Source organism: Pseudalkalibacillus sp. A8 (genome assembly GCF_045920555.1).
Classification (GTDB): domain Bacteria; phylum Bacillota; class Bacilli; order Bacillales; family Fictibacillaceae; genus Pseudalkalibacillus.
Genome location: NZ_CP174509.1, coordinates 4,853,310 through 4,878,508, shown reverse-complemented (window position 1 = coordinate 4,878,508; position 25,199 = coordinate 4,853,310). Strand labels below are relative to the sequence as shown.

Sequence of the window (25,199 nt, the reverse complement as noted above, 5' to 3'; positions counted from 1 at the left end):
AATGGCTATTTCAGAAAAAGCAATATTAAATCAAAACGCAAGTTCTCTATTAGATAAAATCCTCAGTAAAAAAGCTACGATAGGCGTCGTTGGACTTGGATATGTAGGCCTTCCATTAGCGGTAGAGAAAGCGAAGGCGGGGTATAACGTCATCGGTTTTGATATCCAAAAGAAACGTACAGATATGGTGAACCTTGGTGTTAACTATATCGGTGATGTCGTTGATGAAGAATTAGTCAAATATACTCAAAACGGAATGATCAAAGCGACGACAGATTATTCAATGATCAAGGAAGTGGATGCAGTAGCGATTTGTGTTCCAACTCCTTTAGATATCTATCAACAACCAGATACCTCCTATGTAGAAAGCTCTGGTAAAGAAATTGCGAAGCATTTACATCCGGAAATGCTCATTGTTCTTGAGAGTACGACGTACCCGGGCACCACTGAAGAAGTCTTGAAGCCGATTTTAGAAAGTACAGGCTTAGTCTGTGGGGAGCATATTTTCATCGCCTATTCGCCGGAACGTGTCGACCCTGGAAACAAAGTTTATAACACGAAAAATACGCCGAAAGTGGTGGGGGGCATCACACCATCATGTACGAAAATAGCTGCTGCGCTTTATCGTAATGTACTTGAAGGAGATGTCCATGAGGTTTCCAGTCCATCAGTAGCGGAAATGGAGAAGATTCTTGAGAACACATTCAGACACTTGAATATTGCACTGGCAAATGAAATGGCGATCCTTTGCAATAAGATGGGAATCGATGTGTGGGAAGTCATCAATGCGGCTGCCACGAAACCATATGGCTTCATGGCGTTTTATCCTGGACCGGGGCTTGGTGGTCATTGTATCCCGATCGATCCATTCTACCTGACCTGGAAAGCACGTGAATATAACTATCATACCCGTCTGATCGAGATTGCTGGCGAAATCAACAACAGTATGCCTGAATTCGTGCTTGAACGTTCGATGCAGATTCTGAACCATGAGAAGAAGCCGTTGAACGGGTCAAGAGTCGTCGTCTTAGGTGTCTCGTACAAGAAAGATATCGATGATGTACGCGAATCACCAGTGCTTGAAATCCTAGAGAAAATGGAAGAACAGGGCGCCGATTACGTCGTTGTCGATCCTCATGTGAAATCGTTCAAGCTGGGCGATAAGATCATCGAACCTGTTTCATTATCAAGAGAAGTGCTGATGGATGCAGACCTTGTCCTATTGACGACGGATCATAGCCAATTCGATTACGAAATGATTGGAGAGGTAAGCCCGGTCATTTTTGATACAAGAAATGCATTGAAGGAATATACGAAGCCGGAAAAGTACTACAAGTTGTAAAAATAGGGGTTTTGACATGAAATTCATTACGATCTTAGGTGCAAGACCACAGTTCATCAAAGCTGCGCCTGTATCCAGAGAGTTGCGTAAGCATCACACTGAACTCATCGTCCATACAGGCCAGCACTATGATAAAAACATGTCAGATATTTTCTTTGAGGAATTGAATATCCCGAAGCCGGATTTCAATCTGGAGATCGGCAGTTCTTCCCACGGAAAACAGACGGGTCGGATGCTGGTAAAGATTGAGGAAATCCTCCTTGCAGAGACACCGGAATATGTGCTGGTCTATGGCGATACGAATTCGACATTAGCTGGAGCCCTTGCGGCTTGTAAACTGCACATCCCGGTCGTACATGTGGAAGCTGGGCTGCGCAGTTTCAATAAGGAAATGCCTGAAGAAATCAACCGGATCATGACTGACCATGTTTCTGAGTACCTTTTTTGTCCGACTGAGACGGCAGTCAAGAATCTGAAAAACGAAAATGTTAACGCGAAGATCATCAATGTCGGCGATGTCATGTATGATGCGGTCGAGTATAACCGGGATCTTGCGGAAACACAGTCTGATATTTTGGAAAGCCAACAGATCGAACGTGGATCCTATCATTTGATCACTGTTCATCGGGCGGAGAATACAGATGATCCAATCAAGCTTTCTAATATTTTAGAAGCTTTTACGCAAATAGAAGAAATGAAGGTATGGCCGCTCCATCCACGAACAAAAAATAAAATCGCAGACTACGGTCTCGATCTTTCTTCAATCCCGAATTTGAAGATCATCGAGCCGGTCGGTTATCTGGATATGCTAAAGCTGGAATCGAATGCGAAAAAGATTTTAACGGACTCCGGTGGTGTACAGAAGGAAGCCTATTTCGTGGAAGTCCCTTGTGTGACAATGCGGGAACAGACGGAGTGGGTCGAGACGTTAGAAGATGATGCAAACATTCTGGTAGGAACGAATACAGACGAAATCGTACAAGCGGCTTTAAATGACGTAACCCCATCCTATAAACCTTATTTTGGTACAGCTGATGCAGCCAAAAAAATCGTTGAAAAACTGACATGAATTTATTTTAAAAGTCACTCGACAAGTGAGGGGATTGAGATGCGTATCATCCTATTAAGTGAGAACTTTCCACCCGAAGTTGGAGCACCACAGATCCGACTATATGAGGTAGGAAAAGAATTGATCGCACGCGGACATCAAGTAGAAGTACTGACAGCATTTCCTCATCACCCGCATGGAGAAATTCCTGAAGAGTATAAGGGCAAGTTTTATCAATTTGAACACTATGACGGGATTCCCGTCCACAGGACGTGGATCTATCCTTCTCCAAAGGGGAGTTTCATACGCAGGCTTGCATCTTATTTTTCATTTACATTCAGTGCCTTTTATTCTGTTTTTAAGGCTAAGCAAGCTGATGTCATTATCTGCACCTCACCTCCTCTGTTTTTAGGGATCACTGGGTATATCGCTTCGAAATTGAAACGGGCGAAGTTCATTTTCAATGTGGCGGATATCTGGCCGGAATCAGCTGTAGAGCTGGGCATTTTAAAAAACGGAACCTGTATCCGATTTGCGGAAAAGCTTGAACAATTTTTATATAAAAAAGCCTGGAAGATCGCGACTGCAACAGAAGGGATCAAGGAGTACATGCTCAAGCAAGGGAAAAACGAAAAGGATGTCTTCTTGCTGCCTAATGGTGTAAATACAGACCAATTCACCCCAGGTAAGGAGAATGCTGAAAAGCTTGAGTCGTTGAATCTGACTGGGAAAAAAGTCTTCACCTTTGCAGGAAGGATGGGCTATGCACAGGCGTTGGATTCGGTTTTGAAGGCAGCAAAATTGATTCAGGAGCGGCAACTGGATCATATCGGATTTCTTTTCATAGGCGATGGCCCGGAAAAACAAAAAATTGTTGATATGGCGAAAGAGATGGATTTGCGGAATGTCACGTTCCATGATCCTGTCCCGGTCAGTGAGATGCCTGATGTCTATGCGATTACCGATTTCAGCCTTGTAACTTTGAAAAATATCGATCTGTTCAAGGGTGCTCGTCCTTCTAAAATATTCCCGGCGTTATCCTCTGGTGTTCCAGTGATCTTTTCAGGAGTTGGCGAGAGTGAGGACCTCATCACATATAATAAGTGCGGCATCATCTCAGAACCTGAGAACCCTGAAGATCTTGCCGAAAGAGTGATCGAATGTGCCGGGATGAGTGAGGAAGACTATAAAGAACTATCCTGGAACGGAAGGCGATTTGTAGAACGGGAATATTCATGGAGAAGTATTGTCGATGACCTGGAGGAAAATATTAAAGAAGAAACAGTTGAACTATTTGAAAGTTGTTGATCCAATGAAAATTTGTCACATTACATCTGTCCACTCGGGACTGGATACACGGATTGTCATCAAAGAATGCCAGTCTCTTGCGAAGGGTGGCCATGACGTATGTTACATTGTTCCGAATGAGGAAAACCGAACCGAATATGGTGTGAAAATTGTCGGCGTGTCAACAAGCCCGAGACATCCGGTTGCACGGATTTTGAAGACGACACGATCGGTATTCGAAGCTGCAAAAGCGGAGAATGCGGATATCTATCATTTTCACGATCCTGAGCTGATCCCAATTGGATTGAAATTGAAGAAGCTAGGGAAGAAAGTGATCTATGATGTGCATGAGGATGTGCCGGAACAGATTTTATCAAAGCAGTGGGTTCCGAGAAGAGTCCGGAAACTGATGTCGAAAGCTTTTGCAAGATATGAGAAAAAAGCTTCAAGCAAGTTTGATGCAGTCGTAACCGCCACTCCCTATATCATGGAGAAGTTTCATCCCTATAACTCCAACACGGTGACGATCCATAACTATCCGATTCTTAGTGAATTGATGGATGAGGACGGATCGGAACGAGGCATGTCTAGTATGACAAGTGGCAAGGTCGTCTACCTGGGAGGTATATACCGATTGAGGGGAATCGTAGAGATGATCAACTCCATGGAATGGGTTAATCAGGTCCGTCCAGCTAAGTTGGTCCTAGGCGGTACTTTTGCCCCCCCTGCGCTGGAAGACGAGGTAAAGCAGCTATCAGGATGGAAGTATGTCGATTACAGAGGCTTTTTATCACGTGAGGAAGTGAAACAGACCCTGGGTGAATCGCAAGTTGGATTAGTCCTGCTGCATCCGGAACCACGCTTTGTCGTTTCCTTGCCGATCAAAATGTTCGAGTATATGTCAGCAGGCTTACCCGTAATCTCCTCGAACTTTCCGCTTTGGAAAGAAATCGTCGAAGACAATGAATGCGGGATATGCGTCGATCCATTGGATGAAGCTGAAACCTCAAGAGCGATCCTTGAGTTGCTTGATGATCCTGAACGATGCAGACGGTTAGGGGAGAACGGACGAAAAGCCGTTGCTGACAAATACAATTGGGATAAAGAAAGTGAAAGATTGATTGAGGTATACAACAAGTTAAATTGATTTTGGAAACGAGGTTTTCGCACATGAATGTACCTATGCTGGATTTGAGTGAACAATATTTCAATTTAAAACAAGACATTAACGCAGCACTCGAAGAAGTGATGTCTTCTTCCCGGTTCATATTAGGGGACAATGTCAAGAAATTGGAAGCGGATATTGCAAGTTATAGTAACGTTAAGCATGGTGTAGGCGTAGCTAATGGCAGTGATGCACTTCATATATCTTTATTAGGATGTGGCGTGGAAGCTGGTGATGAAGTGATTTGTCCAGCCTTCACGTTTTTTGCGACTGCAGGTGCGATTGCTCGGATCGGTGCAGTACCTGTATTCGTGGATATCGATCCAAAAACGTATAACATCGATCCTGAAAAAATTGAAGAAGCGGTAACGTCTAATACAAAAGCGATCATTCCTGTTCACTTGTATGGACAAATGGCGGACATGGATCAGATTGTTCAAATCGCTGATAAACACAATCTAGCTATTGTAGAGGATGCTGCTCAAGCGATCGGTTCTGAATATAAAGGGAAGAAGCCAGGAGAGCTAGGAACGACTGCGTGCTATAGTTTCTTCCCGACGAAAAACCTCGGTGCTTATGGGGATGCAGGGATGGTTGTAAGTAGTGACGATGAAATTGCTGAAACGATGAGGGTAATCCGTGTCCACGGCAGCAAACCGAAATATTATCATCATATTCTTGGCTACAACAGCAGGCTTGATGAGCTTCAGGCAGCAATTCTCAACGTGAAATTCCCTCACTTGGATGAATGGAGTTCACTACGAAAGCAACATGCAGAAACGTACACGAAATTATTGAAGGAGGAAGTTGGAGAAAAGGTTGTTACACCTTACATCGAGGAGCACAATAACCATATTTTCCACCAATACACGATCCGGGTTGAGAAACGTGATGAGCTTCAGGCGTTTTTGAAAGAAAACGGGGTCGCGTCCATGATCTATTATCCAAAAGCTCTCCATCTACAACCAGTATTCTCGGAATTGGGATATAAAGAAGGCGATCTTCCGGAAACAGAGAAGGCTTGCGACGAAGTTTTATCCCTGCCGATGTTCCCGGAATTGAAGAAAGAACAGCAGGAATATGTCGTGGAAACGATAGAGAAATTTTATAAGTGAACGTTATTATTGATTTTTCTCGGAACGAAAAACCATTACCGAACACCAGAGACCAAATTTTCCCATATGACCTTATTTTTTAAAAACTAATGAATACTAAAGACCTTATTTTGGGTATATTTCATAGCAAATCGGCTCTATTGTTCACACATAAGGGCTCTCATGTCAGTTAAATTCTGAAAAATGACTTTTTGTCACAAATAACGGCTCTGATGTCCGCTAAATTTCTCAACATCATAATTAGTCAAAAAGGAAACGAAAGAAGTGAGGTCATTATATGTCCACTCCAACACTAGGCGAAAACGTCGTGATCAAAGAAGATGTTTCATTCGGTGAGAATGTGACAGTCGGAAACAATGTCATCATTTATGAAGGATCTGAGATTGGAGACAACGTCCTTATCCAAGACAATGTCGTAATCGGGAAACAGCCGACACGTGCCAAAAATTCGATTCTGCCGGATGTGAAGAAATTACCTGCCGTAAAAATCGGTGCTGGGTGTACCATCGGAACATCCTCCATCATTTATGCCAATGCCGAACTTGCTGACGATGTCTTTGTCGCTGACCTCGCTACGATTCGCGAAAGGGTGAGAATCGGTGCTAAAACGATTGTCGGGAGAGGCGTAGCGGTAGAGAATGATTGTGCGATCGGTACAAAGTGCAAGCTCGAAACCAACTCCTATATCACTGCTTATTCGGAATTAGGAGATTATGTTTTCATTGCCCCTTATGTGGTCACGACGAATGATAATTATATGGCTCGTTCAAAAGAGCGGTACGATAAGTTTAAAGGCGTTACGATCAAGGATGGTGGCCGGGTGGGAGCGAATTCGACCATCTTGCCTGGAAAAACGATACATGAAGATGGGACAGTGGCTGCTGCCAGTGTGGTGACGAAAGATGTCGGAAAGGAAGAGCTGGTTGTTGGTTCGCCTGCAAAGAAACTACGGGATGTGCCAGAAAATCAATTGCTCCGAAACCAATAAAGGGAAGGGTGGCGTGTGGACGCCTTTTTCGCACTACAAAGAAAGAAAAATCAGAAGGAGTTTACCATGAGGAATATAGAAGCAGCGTACACCAAAGTAAACCAAATCATAATGGCGATCCTATTTTCCTTCATACTCGGCTGGGCCATTCAAAATGTGTATATCCTGGACTCATGGAATGACCTTATTTTACCGGGGATTCTGGTTATTTCTTCTATCGTCTTCCTTTATTTAGTGAAGAAAATCTTCCAATATCATGTCCCTTTCACTTCAATGATGCTTTGCTTTTTAATTGGAAGTTTCTTCATTGGACCTGGAATCATCAATGTAGCAGTAGGTCCGATCAGTATCTTTCCATATCGCATCTTCCTGGTGGTGATGGGGATGTTATTTTTATTCGAATTTGTCAAACAGAAGCATAAATTATCAATTGACTCATTGTACGTTAAGCCTGCTCTCTATTTTTTCATGTATTGGTTAGGTTATGGACTTTTGTCGTTAATTTGGGTGAAGTCATTATCCTTTGGGCTTAGGGATTTCATCTTTTTAGCCTCAGGGGTGTTGACGATTTTCTTTGTCGTGTACTTCTTTTATCGAGAGCGGGATTACGTCGTATTTTTTTCGATTTGGGTAGGCGCTGTCCTTCTTTTCATCTTACTCGGATTTTGGAATCATCTTTCTCATCAGCATTTGCCTATATCGAGGCTTGCGACTGCACCAGACTACATCAGAGGAAGGCCGTCAGCTGTTTTTACGAATGAAAATGACTTTGCCAGCTTCATGGTTATTGGTATCTTTTTTGGATTCGCACTTTTCAATCACGCGAAAAGAATCCTGTTGAAAGCTTTAGGAATATCCATCACCTTATCTGGGCTGTATCTGATCTTAGTCAGTACTTCGAGGGCAAGTATCATTGCAATTCTTCTTGGCTTCGGGTTCTGGTTTTTATTTTTAGCAAATCTTAAACAAAAGGTGAGGACTGTTGTTATAAGTCTAGTGACTGTTTTCACTGGTACGCTCTTGTTTTTTGAACGGGCTGCTTCTGCAGTTGGAAGCATCGTTGCCGAAATTTCAAGCGTTGTGGGTGACCCAGGAGTTGAAGAAGGTTCGGTTGACATCCGGAAAAACCTATTGAGAAACGGTATGGCTTTTCTGCAGGATACGTATGGACTCGGTATAGGAGCAGGGAATGCGGAGTACTATATTAAGAATGAAAGTATTTATCCGACGTTCGGCCAAACGAATCTACATAACTGGTGGGCGGAAATCATGGTCAACTATGGAGTCTTCATCTTTACGTGCTACATACTGTTGTACATCTGGATGATTTTCAAGCTGTATAGAATCAATCGAAATTACGGCTCATGGAAGGTGAAGATGATCAGTGAAAGTCTGATACTGGGGCTTGTCGTGTTTTCCATCGCAAGTGTCAGCCCAAGCTCGATCATGACGTTGAGTTACACCTGGTTATTGTTCGCATTCGGCTTAGGCTTTTTAAATTACATGTATATGAAGGGAAAACTGCGTGAGGGAGCATTAGAAGACTATGCGTAAAATAATAGATAGGACTAGAGTAAGGATAAAAAAACTATTGTGGCTACTGATCTTGATCCCGCTGTTGACTGGAGCGATATCCTACTACATGGCAGCGCAAGCTCCGGTTGTCAGTACAGCAACTGCAGAAATCATGCTGGGGAACTTCCAGGATAGTATTCTGACAAATGATAAACTGATGGTAGAAAAACTGAAGACGGAGAAATATCTGCAGGAATTGACGTCCTCCGAAGAAGATTTTTCGAACATGTCCGTCGAGTTGAAAGAAGGGAAGATTCTCATACTTTCACTAACTGATGAGGACAAAAATAGAGCGGAGGAACGCTTGAATCTGGTCATAGACTCTCTTTTAAGTGAAAGTGAAGCGGTTTATGAACAAAAGGAAAAAATGCTGAAAAAACAAGTTGAAGACATGGAAGAACATAATCCTGGTGCAGAATCCTTACCAAAGCTCACTGACGAATTACTGAATTTGAGAGAAACGGAAATCCATCAGGAAATGTCTGTGAACACGTCTGATGGTGGATCTGTAAAGAGAGGGGTATTCGGCGTTATTGTAGGTCTTATGCTGAATGTATTCATACTAGCTGTTCCTGAAATTTTCCGGGATTGATGAAGGAGCGGCAGTCAACCGCTCCAAGAGTTTTCTCTATTATTTTGTTGTAACCACTTGTTCCAAGTATTCCGTTTCAATGTTCTCGGAAATCTTGACATTCCCACTGGACAAATCAGTGATCCACTCAATTAGTGTGTCCCTCTCATTTACTGGCACATAGACTTGAAATTCCACATCATCCAGGTAGTTGATACCTTTTAGCGGATAGTCCGAGTTTCTTATTTCATTTTCAAATTTACCTAATAGGGAATAATTCACCCGAAAAGCTACAATATTCATCAACTTCCGCTCCACGATTCCTGTCGCATTCAGCCCTTCTGATGTAGAAGTCCCGTAAGCTCGGATCAGCCCTCCTGCACCGAGTTTAATTCCCCCAAAGTAACGGGTAATTACTACCACTGTATTTTTCAATTTTCTCTTTTTTAAGACTTCTAACATCGGAACCCCTGCCGTACCGCTCGGCTCGCCGTCATCATTCGCCTTTTGAATTTGGTCATTTTCGCCTATAAGGTATGCAGAACAATTATGAGTGGCATCATGATGTTTCTTTTTGATCGTTTGGATGAAATCCTGGGCGTCCTGTTCGGTTTTAGCCCTTTGTATATAGGCGATAAATCTTGATTTTTGAATGTTTATTTCGTGTTCTCCGTAACCTTTTACGGTATAATATGATGAGAGCATACAAAACCTCCAGATCGGTTGATTACTTTATCAATTATATATCTGGACTAATCTCCCATCAAATTCTAGAAATATAAGAAAAAAATTGAGTAAGAAAGTCATAAATTCCAAAACTATTTCGAAATGTGTAATAATACAAAGGGAAAATTTTGGATATAGGACTTTTTGGTTAAATGGGTAAGAAGGACCTAGTGCCTAGAGGGGATTGTTCGTTACAGTAAGTATGGAGGCAATTGGAGGCCGATGAATATGAATCCTACAAAAACGTTTGATCCAAGCAGTATCGACGCAATACTGGATAAAACGATCGCCACCGTTACTGAGAGTAAAGAACAAATCTTTAAAATCGGCGAACAATCTAGAGAAGAATTCGAACGTTTATCAAAAGAATTGAAAGACATCCGTGAAGCTGTTTTAGAAACGATTCAACGGGGGGACTTGCTTGAAACAAAGTCACGGCTTGCCCGGTCGAAACTTGCGGAAGTCAGTAAACATTTCGAGCGGTATGGTGAAGAAGAAATCAAACAAGCCTATGAATCGGCTAGCCAGTTTCAAGTGGAATTGATTTCAACACGCCAAAAGGAAGCGGCTTTACGTGAACGTAGAGACGATATCGAGCGCAGGCTCCTTACGTTGGAAGAAACAGTTGAACGTGCAGAACGATTGGTCAATCAGATCAGCGTCGTTTTAAGTTACCTTGACAGCGACCTGCGAAAAGTCGGTGATATTGTACGGGATGCAAAGGAAAAGCAAGACTTCGGCTTACAGATCATCGATGCTCAGGAGGAAGAGAGAGGGCGAGTTTCAAGGGAAATCCATGACGGTCCAGCTCAAATGTTAGCGAACGTTCTATTACGTTCTGAATTGATAGAAAAAACATATATGCAAAAAGGTGTCGAAGAGGCGCGTATAGAATTAAAAGATTTGAGACGAATGGTCAAAAGTGCCTTGATTGAAGTCCGCAGGATCATTTATGATCTAAGGCCGATGGCACTTGATGACTTGGGTCTCATCCCGACACTAGAAAAATACTTACGTACAGTTTCAGACTCTACCGGTGTTAAAATCAATTTAAGAAGTCTTGGAAATGAGCGTCGGCTTCCATCAAAAATGGAGGTTGCCACCTATCGATTGATTCAGGAATCTGTACAAAATGCCTGTAAGCACGCTCAAGCAGATGAGATCCAAGTGAAGGTCGAATTCCAAGAGCAGTTGTCGATCCTTGTACGGGATAATGGTGTGGGATTCGATCAGACAGAGAGAAAAGACCAATCATTTGGTATCATCGGGATGAAGGAACGAGTCGATCTATTGGATGGAACGATAAAAATTGAGAGCAACCCTGGAAAGGGAACAATGATATTCATACAAATACCACTAAGTAAGCAGGAGGCATGGAAATGACACAAGTAAACGCCGTGAAAACGAAAATTGTATTGATTGACGATCATAAACTTTTCCGTGAAGGTGTAAAACGTATTCTAGACATGGAAGAGAATTTCGAAGTAGTAGCTGAAGGTGACGATGGACAGGATGCTGTAGATCTAATTGAATCCCATTCTCCAGATGTCGTGCTGATGGATATCAACATGCCGAATATCAATGGTGTGGAAGCGACACGTCGTTTGGTTGAAAGGTTTCCGGACATCAAAGTCGTCATCCTATCCATCCATGATGACGAAGCTTATGTAACGCATGCGGTACAAACGGGTGCATCCGGATACTTATTGAAGGAAATGGATGCAGATGCATTGATCGAAGCTGTCAAGGTTGTTGCCGACGGCGGAGCTTATTTGCACCCGAAGGTAACCGTAAATTTATTAAGCGAATTCCGTCGCATAAAAACACACGGCCGGAATTCAGGCGGAGAAGTCGGCTTTAAAGAGGTCGAGTACCGTAAACCGCTTCACATTTTGACACGGCGTGAGTGTGAGGTTTTACAAATGCTAGCTGATGGGAAGAGTAATCGATCGATTGGAGAGGCTCTTTACATTAGTGAAAAGACTGTCAAAAACCATGTGAGTAACATCCTGCAGAAAATGAACGTGAACGACCGCACCCAGGCCGTAGTTGAAGCGATCAAAAACGGCTGGGTGAAAGTGAACTAAATGATTATGATGGACCTTCTGGCGTGCCAGAAGGTTCTTTTTTATGTAGATATTCAAAAAGATAGGCCAGAAGATGTGCAGGAATCTAGCTCTCATTTGTAAAAAGATTCAAGTAAATAATGTGAAGGGAGAATGTTGGAATGAAGTTTATACGTTTGATGATCATCATCTGTTTATTTTCGACTCCATTTCTACTCCAACAAGGTGTAAATGCGTCAAATCAATCTGTTTCAAAGGAATGTGAAAATGTAGATGGACTTTCAGTTCCAAGTGCAGAAAAACAAAAGATCGCTTGCCTTGATGACCTATCTACTGAAGGTCTGGTACTGACAGGACATACCAACCCAAATGATTGGGCAGGACTTCACGCGGCAGGCACGGCTAACCCAATTGGGATACCAGGCATCCAAATCGATGGCTACTTCCCGGATACATCCACAACAAACAAGAACAATAACTGGAACCATGACTCCCAGTTCGTCATCCGTTTGCCTGATAACTGGAATGGTAAACTTATCATCACAGGGGCGCCGGGAAATCGAGCACAGTATGCAAATGACTTTATCATCAGCGATTGGGTGCTTTCCAAGGGATATGCTTTTGCCTCGACAGACAAAGGCAATACAGGACTGCAATTTTACAAGGATGGAGATGAGCCTGGGGATGCAATAGCAGAATGGCACGAACGAGTAAGAGAGTTGACGGTCGCTGTAAAGAAAACAATAAAACAATACTATGGAACGCCGGCAAAATATATATACATGACTGGGATTTCCAATGGTGGCTACTTGACTCGTTATGCGATTGAAAATTCGCCAGATTTATTTGACGGCGGAGTAGATTGGGAAGGAACGCTCTTTTCTGAAGACCACAATTTGCTGCAGTATTTACCGACAGCCCTCACGTATTTTCCAGAATACAAACTAGGTAGTGAGGAAGCACATAAAGAAATCATCCAAGCCGGTTTTGAGCCAGGATCTGAGTTCCTATGGGACTATCACTACAGTGTCTACTGGGATTTGACGCAACGAATTTACAGGGAAGAGCTCGATCCTACTTATGACGGTGAGCTAGAAGCAGGTATCCCATTCTGTCAACAAGGGACACCAAATTGTGACGCTGATTACAACTATGAAGAAAGGAAGGAAATCGTACAAGAAGCGATTGCAAAAGTTGCACTGACAGGAAAAATCAAAAAGCCGATGATCACCCTTCACGGTACCTTGGATACACTTCTTCCTATCAAAACAGACTCGGATGTTTATACGAAAATGATTAAGGAAAACGGAGAAAGAAACAAGAAACATCGTTACTATACGATAGAAGATGGTACTCATACTGATTCCCTTTATGACCAGCATCCAGATAAACTCCGGCCAATCCTGCCTTGCTACAGGGAATCGATCGAGTTGATGGAACAATGGGTCGAGGGTAAGGAAAAACCGCCAGAAAACCAGTTTGTAGAACATCCTGAATCAGGTGATGTGGTCAATAGCTGTACGGTCCAATAAGCATCAGGAGAACTGTCATAGTATGTCACTATGGCAGTTTTTCGATTTTACATGTTCATTTTAATGTTATTCCATTAAAATAAGGAAGGTAATTCGACATTTTAGTCAAATACATAAAGTAGGTAAAAAAATAGAAAGGATTATATGTATGCACAAAGTCGCAATCATTACAGATAGCACTTCTTATCTGCCGAAGAACTTGAGGGATCAATACAACATCAAGATGGTACCGTTGAATGTCATTTTTGAGAATGAATCCTATCAAGAAGAAACAGAATTGACAGCAGAAGATTTTTACCATCAAGTGCGAGAGGGTGGAAAGCTGCCGAAAACCTCACAGCCAGCTGTCGGATTGTTCGCGGATCTTTTTGAAAAGCTTGCCGGGGAAGGGTATACCGATGCTATTGTCGTGACACTTTCAAGTGAAATCAGTGGCACTTACCAGAGTGCAGAATCGGCAAAGTCGATGGTCGACTCGATTAGTGTAGAAGTTTTCGATTCAGAGATCAGCTGTATGCCGCAAGGGTTCTTTGCACTAGAGGCAGCGAAGATGGCGGAGCAAGGACAAGCTGCTAAAGTCATCCTCTCTCGGCTGAAGGTCATTCGTGCGAAGGGTATTCCAGCTTACTTCATGGTCGATGATCTGAGCCACTTGCATCGAGGCGGTCGTTTGAACAGCGCGCAGTTTTTTGTCGGGAATTTACTTCAAGTCAAGCCTGTCTTGCAATTCGTTGATAAAAAGATTGTCCCTTTTGAAAAAATCCGTACCCGTAAAAAAGCGATCAAGCGTTTGTTTGAACTGATTCATGAGGATCTTGAAAAAGACGAAACAGCACAAATCTCTGTCATCCACGCAAATCGTGAGGAAGAGGCAAAGGGCTATGCGGAAGAATTACGTCGTGATTTTCCGAATGCAGAAGTCATCATCTCATACTTTGGTCCGGTAATCGGAACGCACCTTGGTGAAGGCAGTATCGGGCTGACATGGATTAAAGAATAATGCACTTATCTATTTCAATCAGGTGGCGGAACTGATGCGTTTTGCCACCATTCCTACCAAACAAGGTACTATCCTCTGTCCTGAGCCTCTAATAACCCAAAATACCTCACTATTCCCAATCAGCAAATTAGATGCACAATCCGCCACTTCAACTTGATTTTGTCTTCGACCATGATCTTCAAGCGTTTTTAACCAGTCGGCTGTTCCTGTTAGATGAAATTCCTTTCCCCCTTCGCGAAATTCAAGATCACTATTTACATGGTTTCATCCGTTATGAAAAAGGAATAACAAAAGATAAGCATGGGTTCTCCTGTCAAAGATGCGGCAACACAAGACAAGGAGTTATTTGCTGCTTTTCCCTGTTACCGCTGTAAAGAGGAGTGCACCTATTGCCGGAACTGCGTCATGATGGGACTTGTCAGTCAATGTACACCCCTTTTACGATGGAACGGTCCAGAGCCCGCTTTCCAAGTGGATGAACCGATTTTACAATGGGAGGGGCAGTTATCAGAGCTCCAATCGTCAGCTTCTGAAAAAATGTATGAGTTGATCGGAAGTTCTAAGGAGCTTTTGATGTGGGCAGTTTGCGGCGCGGGTAAGACTGAAATTCTTTTTATAGGCATTGAAAAAGCCTTGAGGGAGGGATTACGCGTATGTTTAGCTACAACACGGACCGATGTGTTTATAGAACTTTTCCCGAGGTTTGAACAAGCTTTTCCGAGTGTTAAGGTCCAAGCCCTTTATGGCGGACACTCGAGTTTTGACGCAGCTTCTCCACTTGTCTTATCAACAACTCACCAATTATTCCGTTTTGAAAAAGCCTTTGATGTCATGATCGTTGATGAAGTTGATGCTTTCCCGTATTCGTACGATGACACGCTCCAGTTTACTGTTGAAAAAGCTTGTAAAGATGACGCTGCTCGTATTTACTTATCAGCCACCCCCTCCGAAGATATGTTGACCCGTGTCAGACAGAAAGATTTAGATGTCATCCATATATCCAAAAGGTTCCATGGCTATCCTTTACCAGTACCTAGGTTTACGTGGTGTGGAAACTGGAAGAAAAGCTTGAAGAAAGGATACCTGCCAAAAGTCTTATTGGAGTGGGTGAAAGGAAGACTGGATAGCGGCTGCAATGTTTTCTGTTCGTTCCGACGGTGGAAGATTATGAATGAGGTATATGATTGTTTGGAAAGTGATGCCGTTGATTATGTTCATGCGGAGGATCCGGAGCGAAAAGAGAAAGTAAATCGATTTCGAAAAGGAGAGATAACTATGCTCATTACAACAACTATACTTGAACGAGGTGTTACTATTCCGGAAATCGATGTTGCGGTATTCGGTACCGACCATGACATATTCACATCCAATGCACTAGTTCAGATTTGTGGGAGAGTGGGGCGAAGTATTGAAGATCCTTATGGCGAAGTCACCTATTTTCATTTTGGGAAAACAAAAGCGATGACATCAGCGAAAAAGACGATCGAGCAGCATAACAATCGATCATCAAGAAAGACCGACAGATAAAATGCCTTTATTGTAAAAGTAAGTTCGTTTCATCGCTTGGTTGGAGAGATTTATTAGGTTTGGATAATGAGCCTTTGTTGTGTGAAGATTGTCGGATGGAGTTCGTTTTTATTGAAGGAGAGATTTGTCTCCAGTGCGGTCGCCCATTTTCGCTATTTCCCGAGAAATATCGTCAAAAAGATTTATGCCTGGACTGTGTCGAGTGGAGCAGGAAAGGCCGTTCGATAAGTAAAAACCGTTCGTTGCTGCAGTATAATCCTTTTTTACAGGGATTCATGGCACAATTCAAATATCGAGGAGATGCAGAACTGATCCAAGTATTTAGAGAGGGCTTGCTGGCTCTTTTTAAAAGGGAATTCCGGGATTCTATTTTGGTGCCGATTCCGCTTAGTGAAGAAAATTTTAGGGAATGAGGGAGTGGCTGAATAATGGGGAGGCTTTGGTTGGTGTTGGATCAAGTCTTCCCATTTTCCCTCTTTAATGAAAGGAAGAGGAATAATGTTTAGCTATATCCTATCTATATTATTATCTATAATGGCACTGACAGTTGGACAGCTAGTGACGTATGCCGATAAGTTCTTTGTGGTTGATTTTGCTTTTTTCTGGGGATTAGTCAGCCTGACTGTGGGTGCCTGTTTTTATATCATGCAGACCGGTTTTCTTGATTTATTTTTTGACGGGTTTAAAAAGTTAGGAGCTGTGGTGATCCCTAAATCACGATCCTTAGAGAAAGTCGATATGCAATTAAAAAAGGATCCATCATTGATTTCTTGGAAGCAATCCGTTTTTAGGAAAGCGAAGATGCTGTTCTTAGGGATTGGTTCAGGAATGACGCTCTTTTCAGTGACCGCGCTCTTTTTTATTTAGCTTTTATAAAATAATTATTGATATATGCAAAAATCACTCACTTTCCGCGGGCGATCCGCAAGCCTCCTCGCTCACTTGCACAGGATCTCATCATTTTCGTGTCTGCGATGAGAATTCTTAGAAGCTTTCCTTATGCTGGCTTCGACGTTCACCACAAGACCACAGACTTAAATTCCAACCTTATAGTTTTGCGCCGAGTAACCGCAGGCGCAGGACGTGGTGGTATTTAGTCAAAGTTCATTATTTTAGTCGAAGATCCTTAAATCCCTGCGGGGTCTCGCCTGGCTTGCTTATACCGCTGGAGTGTCGTGAATTTCACTTTAGAAATCCTAAAAAGTCAACATCACTATTTAACAAAGCCTTTTATACAGAAATAAGTAGAATGGATAGGAAGTGGGTACCAATGAGAAAGTTATTGTTAACGGGTTTTGAGCCTTTTTTGGATCATGGAGTCAATCCGACGGAATTGATCGTCAAGAAACTTGATGGGAAGACGATCGGGGGTTATCAGGTGATAGGTCGGGTCCTTCCTGTTGAGTTTGACCGTTCGGCTGAAGTGCTGCTTGGATATGTTCAGGAGTTGGAGCCAGATGCGGTATTCTCGCTTGGACTCGCAGCGGGCAGGGATAAGATTACACCTGAACGGGTTGCGATCAACGTCAATGACGGTGTACGTGACAATAAAGGACAAGTCCCTGTTGATGAACCGATTGTAGAGGATGGTCCAGATGCTTATTTTTCGACGTTACCGATCCGTAAAATGGTGAATACTTTAAAGGAGAGAGGGATTCCGGCAGAGATCTCCAATACGGCAGGTACCTATTTGTGCAACAACGTGATGTATTCGGTCCGTCATTATTTAGAAAAACAAGGGAAATCCATACCTGCAGGTTTCATCCATGTACCTGCATCATTCGAACTTTCGGTGGAGAATATCAGGTTGCCGGGATGGCCGTTGGAGACGATCCGAAAAGCGGTGGAAATTGCAATTGGAGAGCTGGAGTGAAACCTTCAAAAGCCTTATGGCAGTAAAGGAGTCCTAAGGATAGTCGTCTGATAACTGGTCATTTTTTACTAAACATTTTCGGAATCTTGACTGTAAAGGTTGTCACGTTGTATACTCTTATTGTGGAAATTCCACATGATTTTTTGAATACGAAAGGAATGTGAATTACATGCAAGGAAAAGTTAAATGGTTCAACGCAGAGAAGGGCTTCGGATTCATCGAAGTTGAAGGTCAAGACGACGTATTTGTACACTACTCTGCAATCAACTCTGACGGCTTCAAAACTCTTGAAGAAGGTCAAGACGTTGAGTTTGAAGTAGTTGAAGGTAACCGTGGACCTCAAGCTTCAAACGTAACAAAGCTTTAATTCACATTCCTTTTTTAGGGTTTGAATTAAAAGCAATTCCCCCGTTCCCAATCCGAGGAGCGGGTTTTTATTTTTTTGTTGGAGCTGAAATCACATCGATCGTCTGGTTAAATAACTTTTAACCCTCTTAATATTTTCTTTACATATTGATTCGAAAGACCTCTACACTTCCTTAGAATGGATGTCGAATCCTGTCTGTAATACCAAAAGATTTGGTATTTAACCGCGTGTTCTCCTTTATATTTCGCTATTTTGAGTAATTTCTCATCAAAAGACTGAATTTTAAAAATATTGTCATATTTTTTCAGTATCTTTTCGTGTTTATGAAGGAATTGTTAAGGGGTATAGCGAAATATATATTAACACCGAAAGGAGGAGTCTCTCATGAACTTTAATATTCGTGGAGATAATATTGAGGTAACACCAGCATTGAGGAACTACTCGGAAAAGAAAGTTAGTAAGCTCGAGCGTTATTTTGATGGAACTCCAAACTCAGATGTTTACATCAACCTGAAGGTGTTCAATAACGAGCAGCTTGTTGAAGTGACGATTCCTATGCCAGGTTTGTTATTACGGGCAGAAGAATCGCATGATGACATGTATGCTGCCATTGATTTAGTAGTTGAGAAATTGGAAAGGCAAATCCGTAAGCATAAAACAAAAGTTAATCGTAAATTCCGCCAGGGCGGTCCGATCAAATTCGCCTTTGCCAATGGAAATGGTAATGCAGCCCCTTCCACGACAACACTCCTTGAAGAAGAAGAGGATGAAGACGAATTCCAGGTTGTCCGTAACAAGCGTTTCGATCTGAAACCGATGGATACACAGGAAGCGATTCTTCAAATGGATATGCTAGGTCATAACTTCTTCGTCTTCTCACACGCTGAAAGTGGAGAAACAAACGTGGTGTATAAACGGAAAGATGGAAAATACGGGCTCATCGCCCCGGATATTGAATAAATACTAAGTTGCAATTCTGAGACGTGGCCAACCAGCCACGTCTTTTAAAGTGCTGGCTGTACCAGGCACGATAATTTCGCCTAACTGCCGCAAGGGAAGTGAGAAGGTGCCTGGCACTCGAACAGAATCCTTGTGTACCAAGGGTTTCAAAATGGTGCCTGGTACATCCCCAAGAAGGTTTGTGGAATTTGAAAGCGGCCTAAAGTATATATGCGCCTGGTTTATGTCAATTGTGCGTTGGAAGATGAACGGAGATGAAGTCTTTAATCTACTTTATACTAGCGGACAGACTTACTTTTTTATCGGATGGACCAGCGCCAACCCTGTCATACCCTTCAAGGGACATACCTTGCATTCTTGTCCTTCCTCCTTCAAACTGTTAAAATAAAGAATGGACTATAGTTAGAAGATTTTTCAAATATAGATGTGTAAATAGAGGTGCTTACTTCATGATGGGATTGTTAAAAAAGATGTTTTCTACTGGAAACGAGCGTCAGATAGCCCGTCTTCAAAAATATGCTGACGAGGTTGATACGCTTGGTCCAGAAATGGAAAAACTATCGCATGAACAGTTGAAAGCAAAAACCGATGAATTCAAATCTCGTCTTGAAAAAGGCGAATCACTAGATGATGTCTTGATTGAAGCGTTCGCTGTCGTTCGTGAAGCAGCTACTCGCGTGCTCGGTTTGCGCCCATACCCAGTACAGATCATGGGTGCGGTTTCTCTGCATGAAGGCAATATTTCAGAGATGAAAACCGGTGAAGGTAAAACACTCGTTGCGACGATGCCTGTTTATCTGAACGCACTTACCGGTAAAGGTGTCCACGTTGTCACGGTCAACGAATACCTGGCAGCACGTGACGCGGAGGAAATGGGCCAGCTTTATAACTACCTCGGTCTTTCCGTAGGGCTCAATGTTACTGGCCTATCGAAGGATGAGAAGAAGGAAGCTTATAACGCGGATATCACGTATGCGACGAATAATGAACTTGGATTCGACTATCTTCGAGACAACATGGTTTTATATAAGGAAGAAATGGTTCAGCGTCCATTGAACTTTGCGATCGTCGATGAGGTTGACTCGATTTTGATTGATGAAGCCCGTACACCGCTGATCATTTCAGGGAATGCGGCGAAATCGACTGAGCTTTATCGGATAGCTAACCAATTCATCCATCAATTGAAACAGGATGAAGATTTCACGGTGGATATCAAAACGAAGAACGTCCAGCTGACTGAAGAAGGGATGTCCAAGGCAGAGAGCTTCTTCCGGGTTGAAAACTTGTTCGATATCTCCAATGTATCAATCAACCACCATATCAACCAGGCGTTGAAAGCGCATGTCATCATGCACCGCGATACGGACTATGTCGTGCAAGATGGGGAAGTCGTCATCGTCGATCCTTTTACAGGACGTCTGATGGCTGGCCGTCGTTACAGCGATGGATTGCATCAAGCGATCGAAGCGAAGGAAGGTCTTCAGATCCAGCGTGAATCCATGACGCTTGCAACGATCACGTTCCAGAACTACTTCCGTATGTACAACAAGCTTGCAGGTATGACTGGTACAGCGAAGACGGAAGAAGAGGAATTCCGTAACATCTATAATATGAACGTTGTCGTGATTCCGACGAACAGGCCGATTGCTCGTATCGATAACGCTGATTATATTTATAAAACGCAAGAAGGGAAGTTCCGGGCGGTTATCAACGAAATCGCGGAACGTCATAAAAAAGGCCAGCCTGTCCTTGTCGGTACGGTCGCGGTTGAAACGTCCGAGTTGATCGCTCAAACGTTGAAGAAAAAAGGCGTGCCGCACAACGTGTTGAATGCGAAAAACCACGGACGTGAGGCGCAGATCATTGAAGATGCTGGTCAAAAAGGTGCCGTCACGATCGCGACGAACATGGCCGGCCGTGGTACAGACATCAAGCTCGGCGAAGGCGTCATAGAGCTTGGCGGGCTTCACATCATCGGTACGGAGCGTCATGAATCACGGCGTATCGATAACCAGTTGCGTGGTCGTGCTGGTCGTCAAGGTGACCCAGGTTCTTCTCAATTTTATATTTCAATGGAAGATGAATTGATGCGTCGATTCGCTTCTGATAACATGCTTGCGATGATGGACCGTCTAGGCATGGAAGAGGATCAGCCTTTAGAAAGTAAGATGGTCACAAAAGCGGTTGAGACAGCGCAAAAACGAGTGGAAGGCCATAACTTCGATGCTCGTAAGCAATTGCTCCAATATGATGATGTCATGAGGCAGCAGCGTGAAATCATTTATGCGCAGCGTGCAGAAGTGCTTGAATCTGAAAACCTCCGAGAAATCGTGGAGAAAATGATCCAGGCGACAGTGGAGCGTATTGTTGAGGCGCATACACCAGAAGAGGAAGTCCCTGAAGATTGGGATTTGAAGGCGATCATCGACTATGCGAACGGTACGTTCATGCATGAAGGTGTCGTAACCGAAAAAGATATCAAAGGGAAAGAACGCGAAGAAATCATTGATGTGTTCTTAGAAAAAGTGAAAGAAGAGTACGATCGTAAAGAGGCTCAGCTTGAGCCTGATCAAATGCGTGAATTTGAAAAAGTCATCGTGCTGCGTTCCGTGGACCGTAAGTGGATGGATCACATCGATGCGATGGATCAATTGCGTCAAGGTATCCATTTACGCGCATATGGACAAAACGATCCGTTGCGTGAGTATCAATTTGAAGGATTCCAAATGTTCGAAACGATGGTTGCAGAGATCGAAGAAGAAGTATCGACGTATATCATGAAAGCACAGGTCGAGCAGAACCTTCAACGTGAAAAGGTCGCAGAAGGAAAAGCGGTCGACCCGAAAGCGCAAGAACAACAGAAGAAAAAGCCGATCCGCAAGAGCTCAGATGTGGGCCGCAATGCGCCATGTCCATGCGGAAGCGGCAAGAAATACAAGCACTGCCACGGTGCGTAACCATAAGCAAAAAGAAGGCTTGGCAACAGCCAAGTTTTCTTTTGCTTATTCGGCGGTGCCAGGTACACTCGAAGAAGTCAGCCGTAGCAAGGCTTTCAAAATGGTGCCAGGAACCGATCAGGAATGCAGTGGTGCCAGGGGGGGGCTGATTCGGTGCCTGGCACTGCTATAGTAAAAAAGTCTATTATCTTATTGGAATAAGGGAGATTATGTGTTATGGAATTAGTTGAAATTAAACAAGAGTTGTCAGCAATGGAGAAGCGAATTCAAGACTTTAGGGGGTCTCTTTGACTTAGATCAGAAAGAGGCACGTATTGCTGAGCTTGAGGAACAGATGACAGCCGGTGATTTCTGGGATGATCAGAACAATGCGCAGGCGGTCATCAATGAAGTGAACGGCTTGAAAAGTGTCGTCAATGAGTTCAATGAGCTTAATGAAACCTATGAGAATTTAGAAGTTTCCTATGAACTCGTGAAGGAAGAAGAGGATGAGGATCTTCGTGCTGAGTTGGAACAAGAACTGAAGGAGCTTTCCAAGCAGCTTTCCGAATTCGAATTGACGTTGCTTCTAAGTGAACCGCATGATAAAAATAACGCATTACTGGAATTGCATCCTGGAGCAGGTGGAACAGAATCTCAGGACTGGGCGTCCATGCTTCTCAGAATGTACACCCGTTGGGCCGAGGCCAAAGGCTTCAAGGTCGAGACAGTCGATTACCTTCCAGGTGATGAAGCCGGGGTGAAAAGTGTCACGCTCAACATCAAGGGACACAATGCTTACGGTTATTTAAAAGCGGAAAAAGGCGTGCATCGTCTAGTCCGTATCTCTCCGTTCGATTCATCAGGTCGCCGTCATACTTCCTTCGTTTCTTGTGAAGTGATGCCGGAACTGAGTGATGACATCGAAATTGAAATCAAACCGGATGAAATCAAGGTAGATACGTACCGAGCAAGCGGGGCTGGCGGTCAGCACGTCAATACCACGGATTCAGCTGTCCGTATCACGCACGTCCCTACAAATACGGTTGTTTCGTGCCAAACGGAACGTTCCCAGATCAAGAACCGTGAACGTGCAATGAAAATGCTGAAAGCGAAGCTCTACCAAAGACGGATCGAAGAACAGCAAGCGGAGCTCAATGAAATTCGAGGCGAACAAAAGGAAATCGGATGGGGCAGCCAAATCCGTTCGTATGTCTTCCATCCATATAGTATGGCAAAAGATCATCGCACGAATGTAGAAATCGGAAACATCCAGGCAGTCATGGATGGTGAAATCGATCCTTTCATCGACGCTTACCTGCGTTCGAAAATCAAATAATCAATCAAAACAGGGATGGCTGAAAAATGCCGTCCCTATTGTATTTGCAGGAGGTATACCGTGCTCCTGCAGTGTCGATCAAACGTTTGTTTAGAACTTTACAGATTATGTCGGTTCCCTCTAAATCAACTTTTTTATTTTGGACCCAAAATTCTTTCCAAAAACCCGTATCTAACTCCTCACTCCTCACATTAGTTTTAATTATCGGAAAATTTACTAAAACATAAGGTAGTGATATACTTTTTTAGGTTATTAACCTTACTAATTACTTCTTATCGATAAAAGTGAGTGAATAGAAATGATGATGGCAATTCGTCGTAATCGAATCAATCCGAAAATTTTAATAGCGCTAGATTATCTTTTTGTTTTAATTGGATCATCCTTTGTGGCACTAGCATTCAATTTGCTTTTAGCCCCGAATAACATTGCTTCCGGCGGTGTGGTCGGGATCAGTTTGATTTTTAAAAGTCTGTTCGGCTGGATGCCTTCGATTGTCCAGTGGTCATTGAACATTCCATTGTTTATCGCAGGGGTCGTTATTTTAGGGAAGAATTTCGGTGTGAAAACCCTCGTAGGGACTTTATTTTTACCGTTCGTAGTTTACTTGTCCGAGGGTGCAGAGCCAATTACAAATGATCCGTTACTCGGTGCTCTTTTTGGAGGTCTTGGTGTAGGTTTGGGACTTGGAATCGTTTTCCGAGGTAAAGCTTCAACAGGCGGAATCGATCTTGCAGCCCAGATCGTCCATAAGTACACCGGGTTGTCGTTGGGACTTTGTTTACTATCGATCGATGGGGCTATCGTCTTGTCGTCGGCACTTGTCTTTTCCATTGAGCAAGCGTTGTATGCGATGATCGGAATGTTTTTAACAGCTAAAACCATCGATGTCGTGCAAATGGGCCTCGGTTATTCGAAAATGGCTTACATCATCACAGAGCAGGAAGATGAAGTACGGGATGAAATATTCAGAGAGATTGACCGCGGTGTAACCCGGATTGCTGCCACTGGCGGTTTCACAGATTCAGAACGGCCGATGCTCATGTGTGTGGTACAACAATTTGAAGTGACTCGATTGAAACAACATGTGAAAAAAGTGGATCCGTCCGCCTTCGTCATCATTGTCAATGCGAATGAAGTGCTGGGCGAAGGGTTCACGCAATCTTAAATCGGAAAAGTTTGCTCCGTTAATCGGGGCAAACTTTCTTTTTTCCTCAAATACGCATTTATTGCTCGAATCGGCTTATAAATTCAGAATTCGGCTTATAAAATCAAAAATCGGCTCATAATCGGATTATATATCAGGAAACGAAATGTCACATATCCGTTCAATCCTAAAAGAATGGTATAATTACCCTATAAGGAGGGTGATTTTCATGAGCAAGATCCTCTTATTCGATGGCGAGTGCAATTTGTGCAACGGAATTGTCCAATTTGTAATCAAACGGGACCCGAGTGCTCAATTCAAATTCGCGGCTTTGCAAAGTGAAACAGGCCAAAAGCTTTTAAAACAATATAATCTGCCGCCTCGGTTTGATAGTTTCGTATTGATTGAAAACGATAAGGCTTATCAAAAGTCCAGCGCTGGTCTAAAAGTTGCGAGACACCTGAATGGAGGCTGGCACCTTTTTACGATTTTTAAAATCATTCCTACACCGATCAGAGACGTGGTATATAATTTCATTGCGCGTAACCGATACAAATGGTTCGGTAAGCGGGACTCGTGTATGATGCCGACCCCGGATATCAAAAGTCGATTTCTTGACTAAGAGTACAGCAAGGGGT

General features: G+C 43.1%; 23 protein-coding genes. 22 read left to right on the top strand and 1 reads right to left on the bottom strand.

Annotated elements, in window-relative coordinates; translation table 11 throughout:
• The first annotated feature begins 1 nt into the window (after position 1).
• The 8 genes from ACJROX_RS24740 to ACJROX_RS24705 all read left to right on the top strand — a co-directional run bounded on the left by ACJROX_RS24740 (position 2) and on the right by ACJROX_RS24705 (position 9,112).
• Positions 2–1,342, top strand: a complete 1,341-nt coding sequence (locus ACJROX_RS24740) for a nucleotide sugar dehydrogenase (protein ID WP_408007872.1) — start codon at positions 2–4, stop codon at positions 1,340–1,342.
• Positions 1,343–1,358: 16 nt separating this feature from the next.
• On the top strand, positions 1,359–2,411 hold the full coding sequence (gene wecB, locus ACJROX_RS24735; RefSeq protein ID WP_408007871.1) for a non-hydrolyzing UDP-N-acetylglucosamine 2-epimerase: 1,053 nt from the start codon (positions 1,359–1,361) through the stop codon (positions 2,409–2,411).
• A gap of 39 nt (positions 2,412–2,450) precedes the next feature.
• Positions 2,451–3,698, top strand: coding sequence for a glycosyltransferase family 4 protein (locus ACJROX_RS24730; protein ID WP_408007870.1), 1,248 nt, complete (start codon positions 2,451–2,453; stop codon positions 3,696–3,698).
• A complete protein-coding gene (locus ACJROX_RS24725) occupies positions 3,643–4,824 on the top strand; it encodes a glycosyltransferase family 4 protein (protein ID WP_408007869.1) in 1,182 nt (393 codons plus the stop codon). Before ACJROX_RS24730 ends, ACJROX_RS24725 begins: the two co-directional genes overlap by 56 nt.
• A 23-nt stretch (positions 4,825–4,847) precedes the next feature.
• A complete protein-coding gene (locus ACJROX_RS24720; RefSeq protein WP_408007868.1) occupies positions 4,848–5,957 on the top strand; it encodes a DegT/DnrJ/EryC1/StrS family aminotransferase in 1,110 nt (369 codons plus the stop codon).
• A 277-nt stretch (positions 5,958–6,234) separates the two neighbouring features.
• Complete coding sequence (locus ACJROX_RS24715; protein WP_408007867.1) at positions 6,235–6,945, top strand: DapH/DapD/GlmU-related protein; 711 nt, start codon at positions 6,235–6,237, stop codon at positions 6,943–6,945.
• Positions 6,946–7,011: 66 nt separating this feature from the next.
• Positions 7,012–8,499 carry an O-antigen ligase family protein gene (locus ACJROX_RS24710; RefSeq protein WP_408007866.1) on the top strand — a complete coding sequence of 496 codons (1,488 nt, stop codon included), beginning with the start codon at positions 7,012–7,014 and terminating at the stop codon, positions 8,497–8,499.
• 37 nt (positions 8,500–8,536) lie between these two features.
• Positions 8,537–9,112 (top strand): hypothetical protein, encoded by a 576-nt coding sequence (locus ACJROX_RS24705; RefSeq protein WP_408007865.1) that lies wholly within the window; start codon positions 8,537–8,539, stop codon positions 9,110–9,112.
• 39 nt (positions 9,113–9,151) lie between these two features.
• Here the strand turns inward: ACJROX_RS24705 and ACJROX_RS24700 are convergent, their stop codons facing one another.
• Positions 9,152–9,796 carry a YigZ family protein gene (locus ACJROX_RS24700; RefSeq protein WP_408007864.1) on the bottom strand — a complete coding sequence of 215 codons (645 nt, stop codon included), beginning with the start codon at positions 9,794–9,796 and terminating at the stop codon, positions 9,152–9,154.
• Positions 9,797–10,045: 249 nt separating this feature from the next.
• On the opposite strand from ACJROX_RS24700, the gene ACJROX_RS24695 reads away from it, so the two are divergent.
• From ACJROX_RS24695 to ACJROX_RS24630, 14 genes are all read left to right on the top strand, one after another.
• Complete coding sequence (locus tag ACJROX_RS24695) at positions 10,046–11,200, top strand: sensor histidine kinase (RefSeq protein ID WP_408007863.1); 1,155 nt, start codon at positions 10,046–10,048, stop codon at positions 11,198–11,200.
• Entirely contained in the window at positions 11,197–11,904 is a 708-nt protein-coding gene (locus ACJROX_RS24690; protein ID WP_408007862.1) for a response regulator, read from the top strand. The genes ACJROX_RS24695 and ACJROX_RS24690 overlap by 4 nt, the downstream gene beginning before the upstream one ends.
• Before the next feature lie 140 nt (positions 11,905–12,044).
• Positions 12,045–13,415, top strand: a complete 1,371-nt coding sequence (locus tag ACJROX_RS24685) for a tannase/feruloyl esterase family alpha/beta hydrolase (RefSeq protein ID WP_408007861.1) — start codon at positions 12,045–12,047, stop codon at positions 13,413–13,415.
• 148 nt (positions 13,416–13,563) lie between these two features.
• Positions 13,564–14,415 (top strand): DegV family protein, encoded by an 852-nt coding sequence (locus ACJROX_RS24680; protein WP_408007860.1) that lies wholly within the window; start codon positions 13,564–13,566, stop codon positions 14,413–14,415.
• A gap of 300 nt (positions 14,416–14,715) precedes the next feature.
• On the top strand, positions 14,716–15,942 hold the full coding sequence (locus tag ACJROX_RS24675) for a DEAD/DEAH box helicase (RefSeq protein WP_408007859.1): 1,227 nt from the start codon (positions 14,716–14,718) through the stop codon (positions 15,940–15,942).
• Complete coding sequence (locus ACJROX_RS24670; RefSeq protein WP_408011765.1) at positions 15,918–16,355, top strand: double zinc ribbon domain-containing protein; 438 nt, start codon at positions 15,918–15,920, stop codon at positions 16,353–16,355. The genes ACJROX_RS24675 and ACJROX_RS24670 overlap by 25 nt, the downstream gene beginning before the upstream one ends.
• 121 nt (positions 16,356–16,476) lie before the next feature.
• On the top strand, positions 16,477–16,809 hold the full coding sequence (locus ACJROX_RS24665) for a DUF3899 domain-containing protein (RefSeq protein WP_408007858.1): 333 nt from the start codon (positions 16,477–16,479) through the stop codon (positions 16,807–16,809).
• Between the two features lie 403 nt (positions 16,810–17,212).
• Positions 17,213–17,815 (top strand): pyroglutamyl-peptidase I, encoded by a 603-nt coding sequence (pcp, locus tag ACJROX_RS24660; protein ID WP_408007857.1) that lies wholly within the window; start codon positions 17,213–17,215, stop codon positions 17,813–17,815.
• Positions 17,816–17,984: 169 nt separating this feature from the next.
• Entirely contained in the window at positions 17,985–18,182 is a 198-nt protein-coding gene (cspD, locus tag ACJROX_RS24655) for a cold-shock protein CspD (RefSeq protein ID WP_221566951.1), read from the top strand.
• A 384-nt stretch (positions 18,183–18,566) separates the two neighbouring features.
• Positions 18,567–19,142 carry a ribosome hibernation-promoting factor, HPF/YfiA family gene (gene hpf / locus ACJROX_RS24650; RefSeq protein WP_408007856.1) on the top strand — a complete coding sequence of 192 codons (576 nt, stop codon included), beginning with the start codon at positions 18,567–18,569 and terminating at the stop codon, positions 19,140–19,142.
• A gap of 449 nt (positions 19,143–19,591) precedes the next feature.
• The gene (gene secA / locus ACJROX_RS24645; RefSeq protein WP_408007855.1) at positions 19,592–22,099 is read left to right on the top strand and encodes a preprotein translocase subunit SecA; all 2,508 of its coding nucleotides are present in this window, start codon (positions 19,592–19,594) and stop codon (positions 22,097–22,099) included.
• A gap of 216 nt (positions 22,100–22,315) precedes the next feature.
• A protein-coding gene (gene prfB / locus ACJROX_RS24640; RefSeq protein ID WP_408007854.1) for a peptide chain release factor 2 occupies positions 22,316–23,417 on the top strand; the annotation gives its coding sequence in 2 pieces (ribosomal slippage) (positions 22,316–22,387 and positions 22,389–23,417; 1,101 coding nt in all).
• 304 nt (positions 23,418–23,721) lie between these two features.
• On the top strand, positions 23,722–24,582 hold the full coding sequence (locus ACJROX_RS24635) for a YitT family protein (RefSeq protein WP_408011764.1): 861 nt from the start codon (positions 23,722–23,724) through the stop codon (positions 24,580–24,582).
• A gap of 208 nt (positions 24,583–24,790) precedes the next feature.
• On the top strand, positions 24,791–25,183 hold the full coding sequence (locus ACJROX_RS24630) for a thiol-disulfide oxidoreductase DCC family protein (RefSeq protein ID WP_408007853.1): 393 nt from the start codon (positions 24,791–24,793) through the stop codon (positions 25,181–25,183).
• Positions 25,184–25,199: the final 16 nt, after the last annotated feature.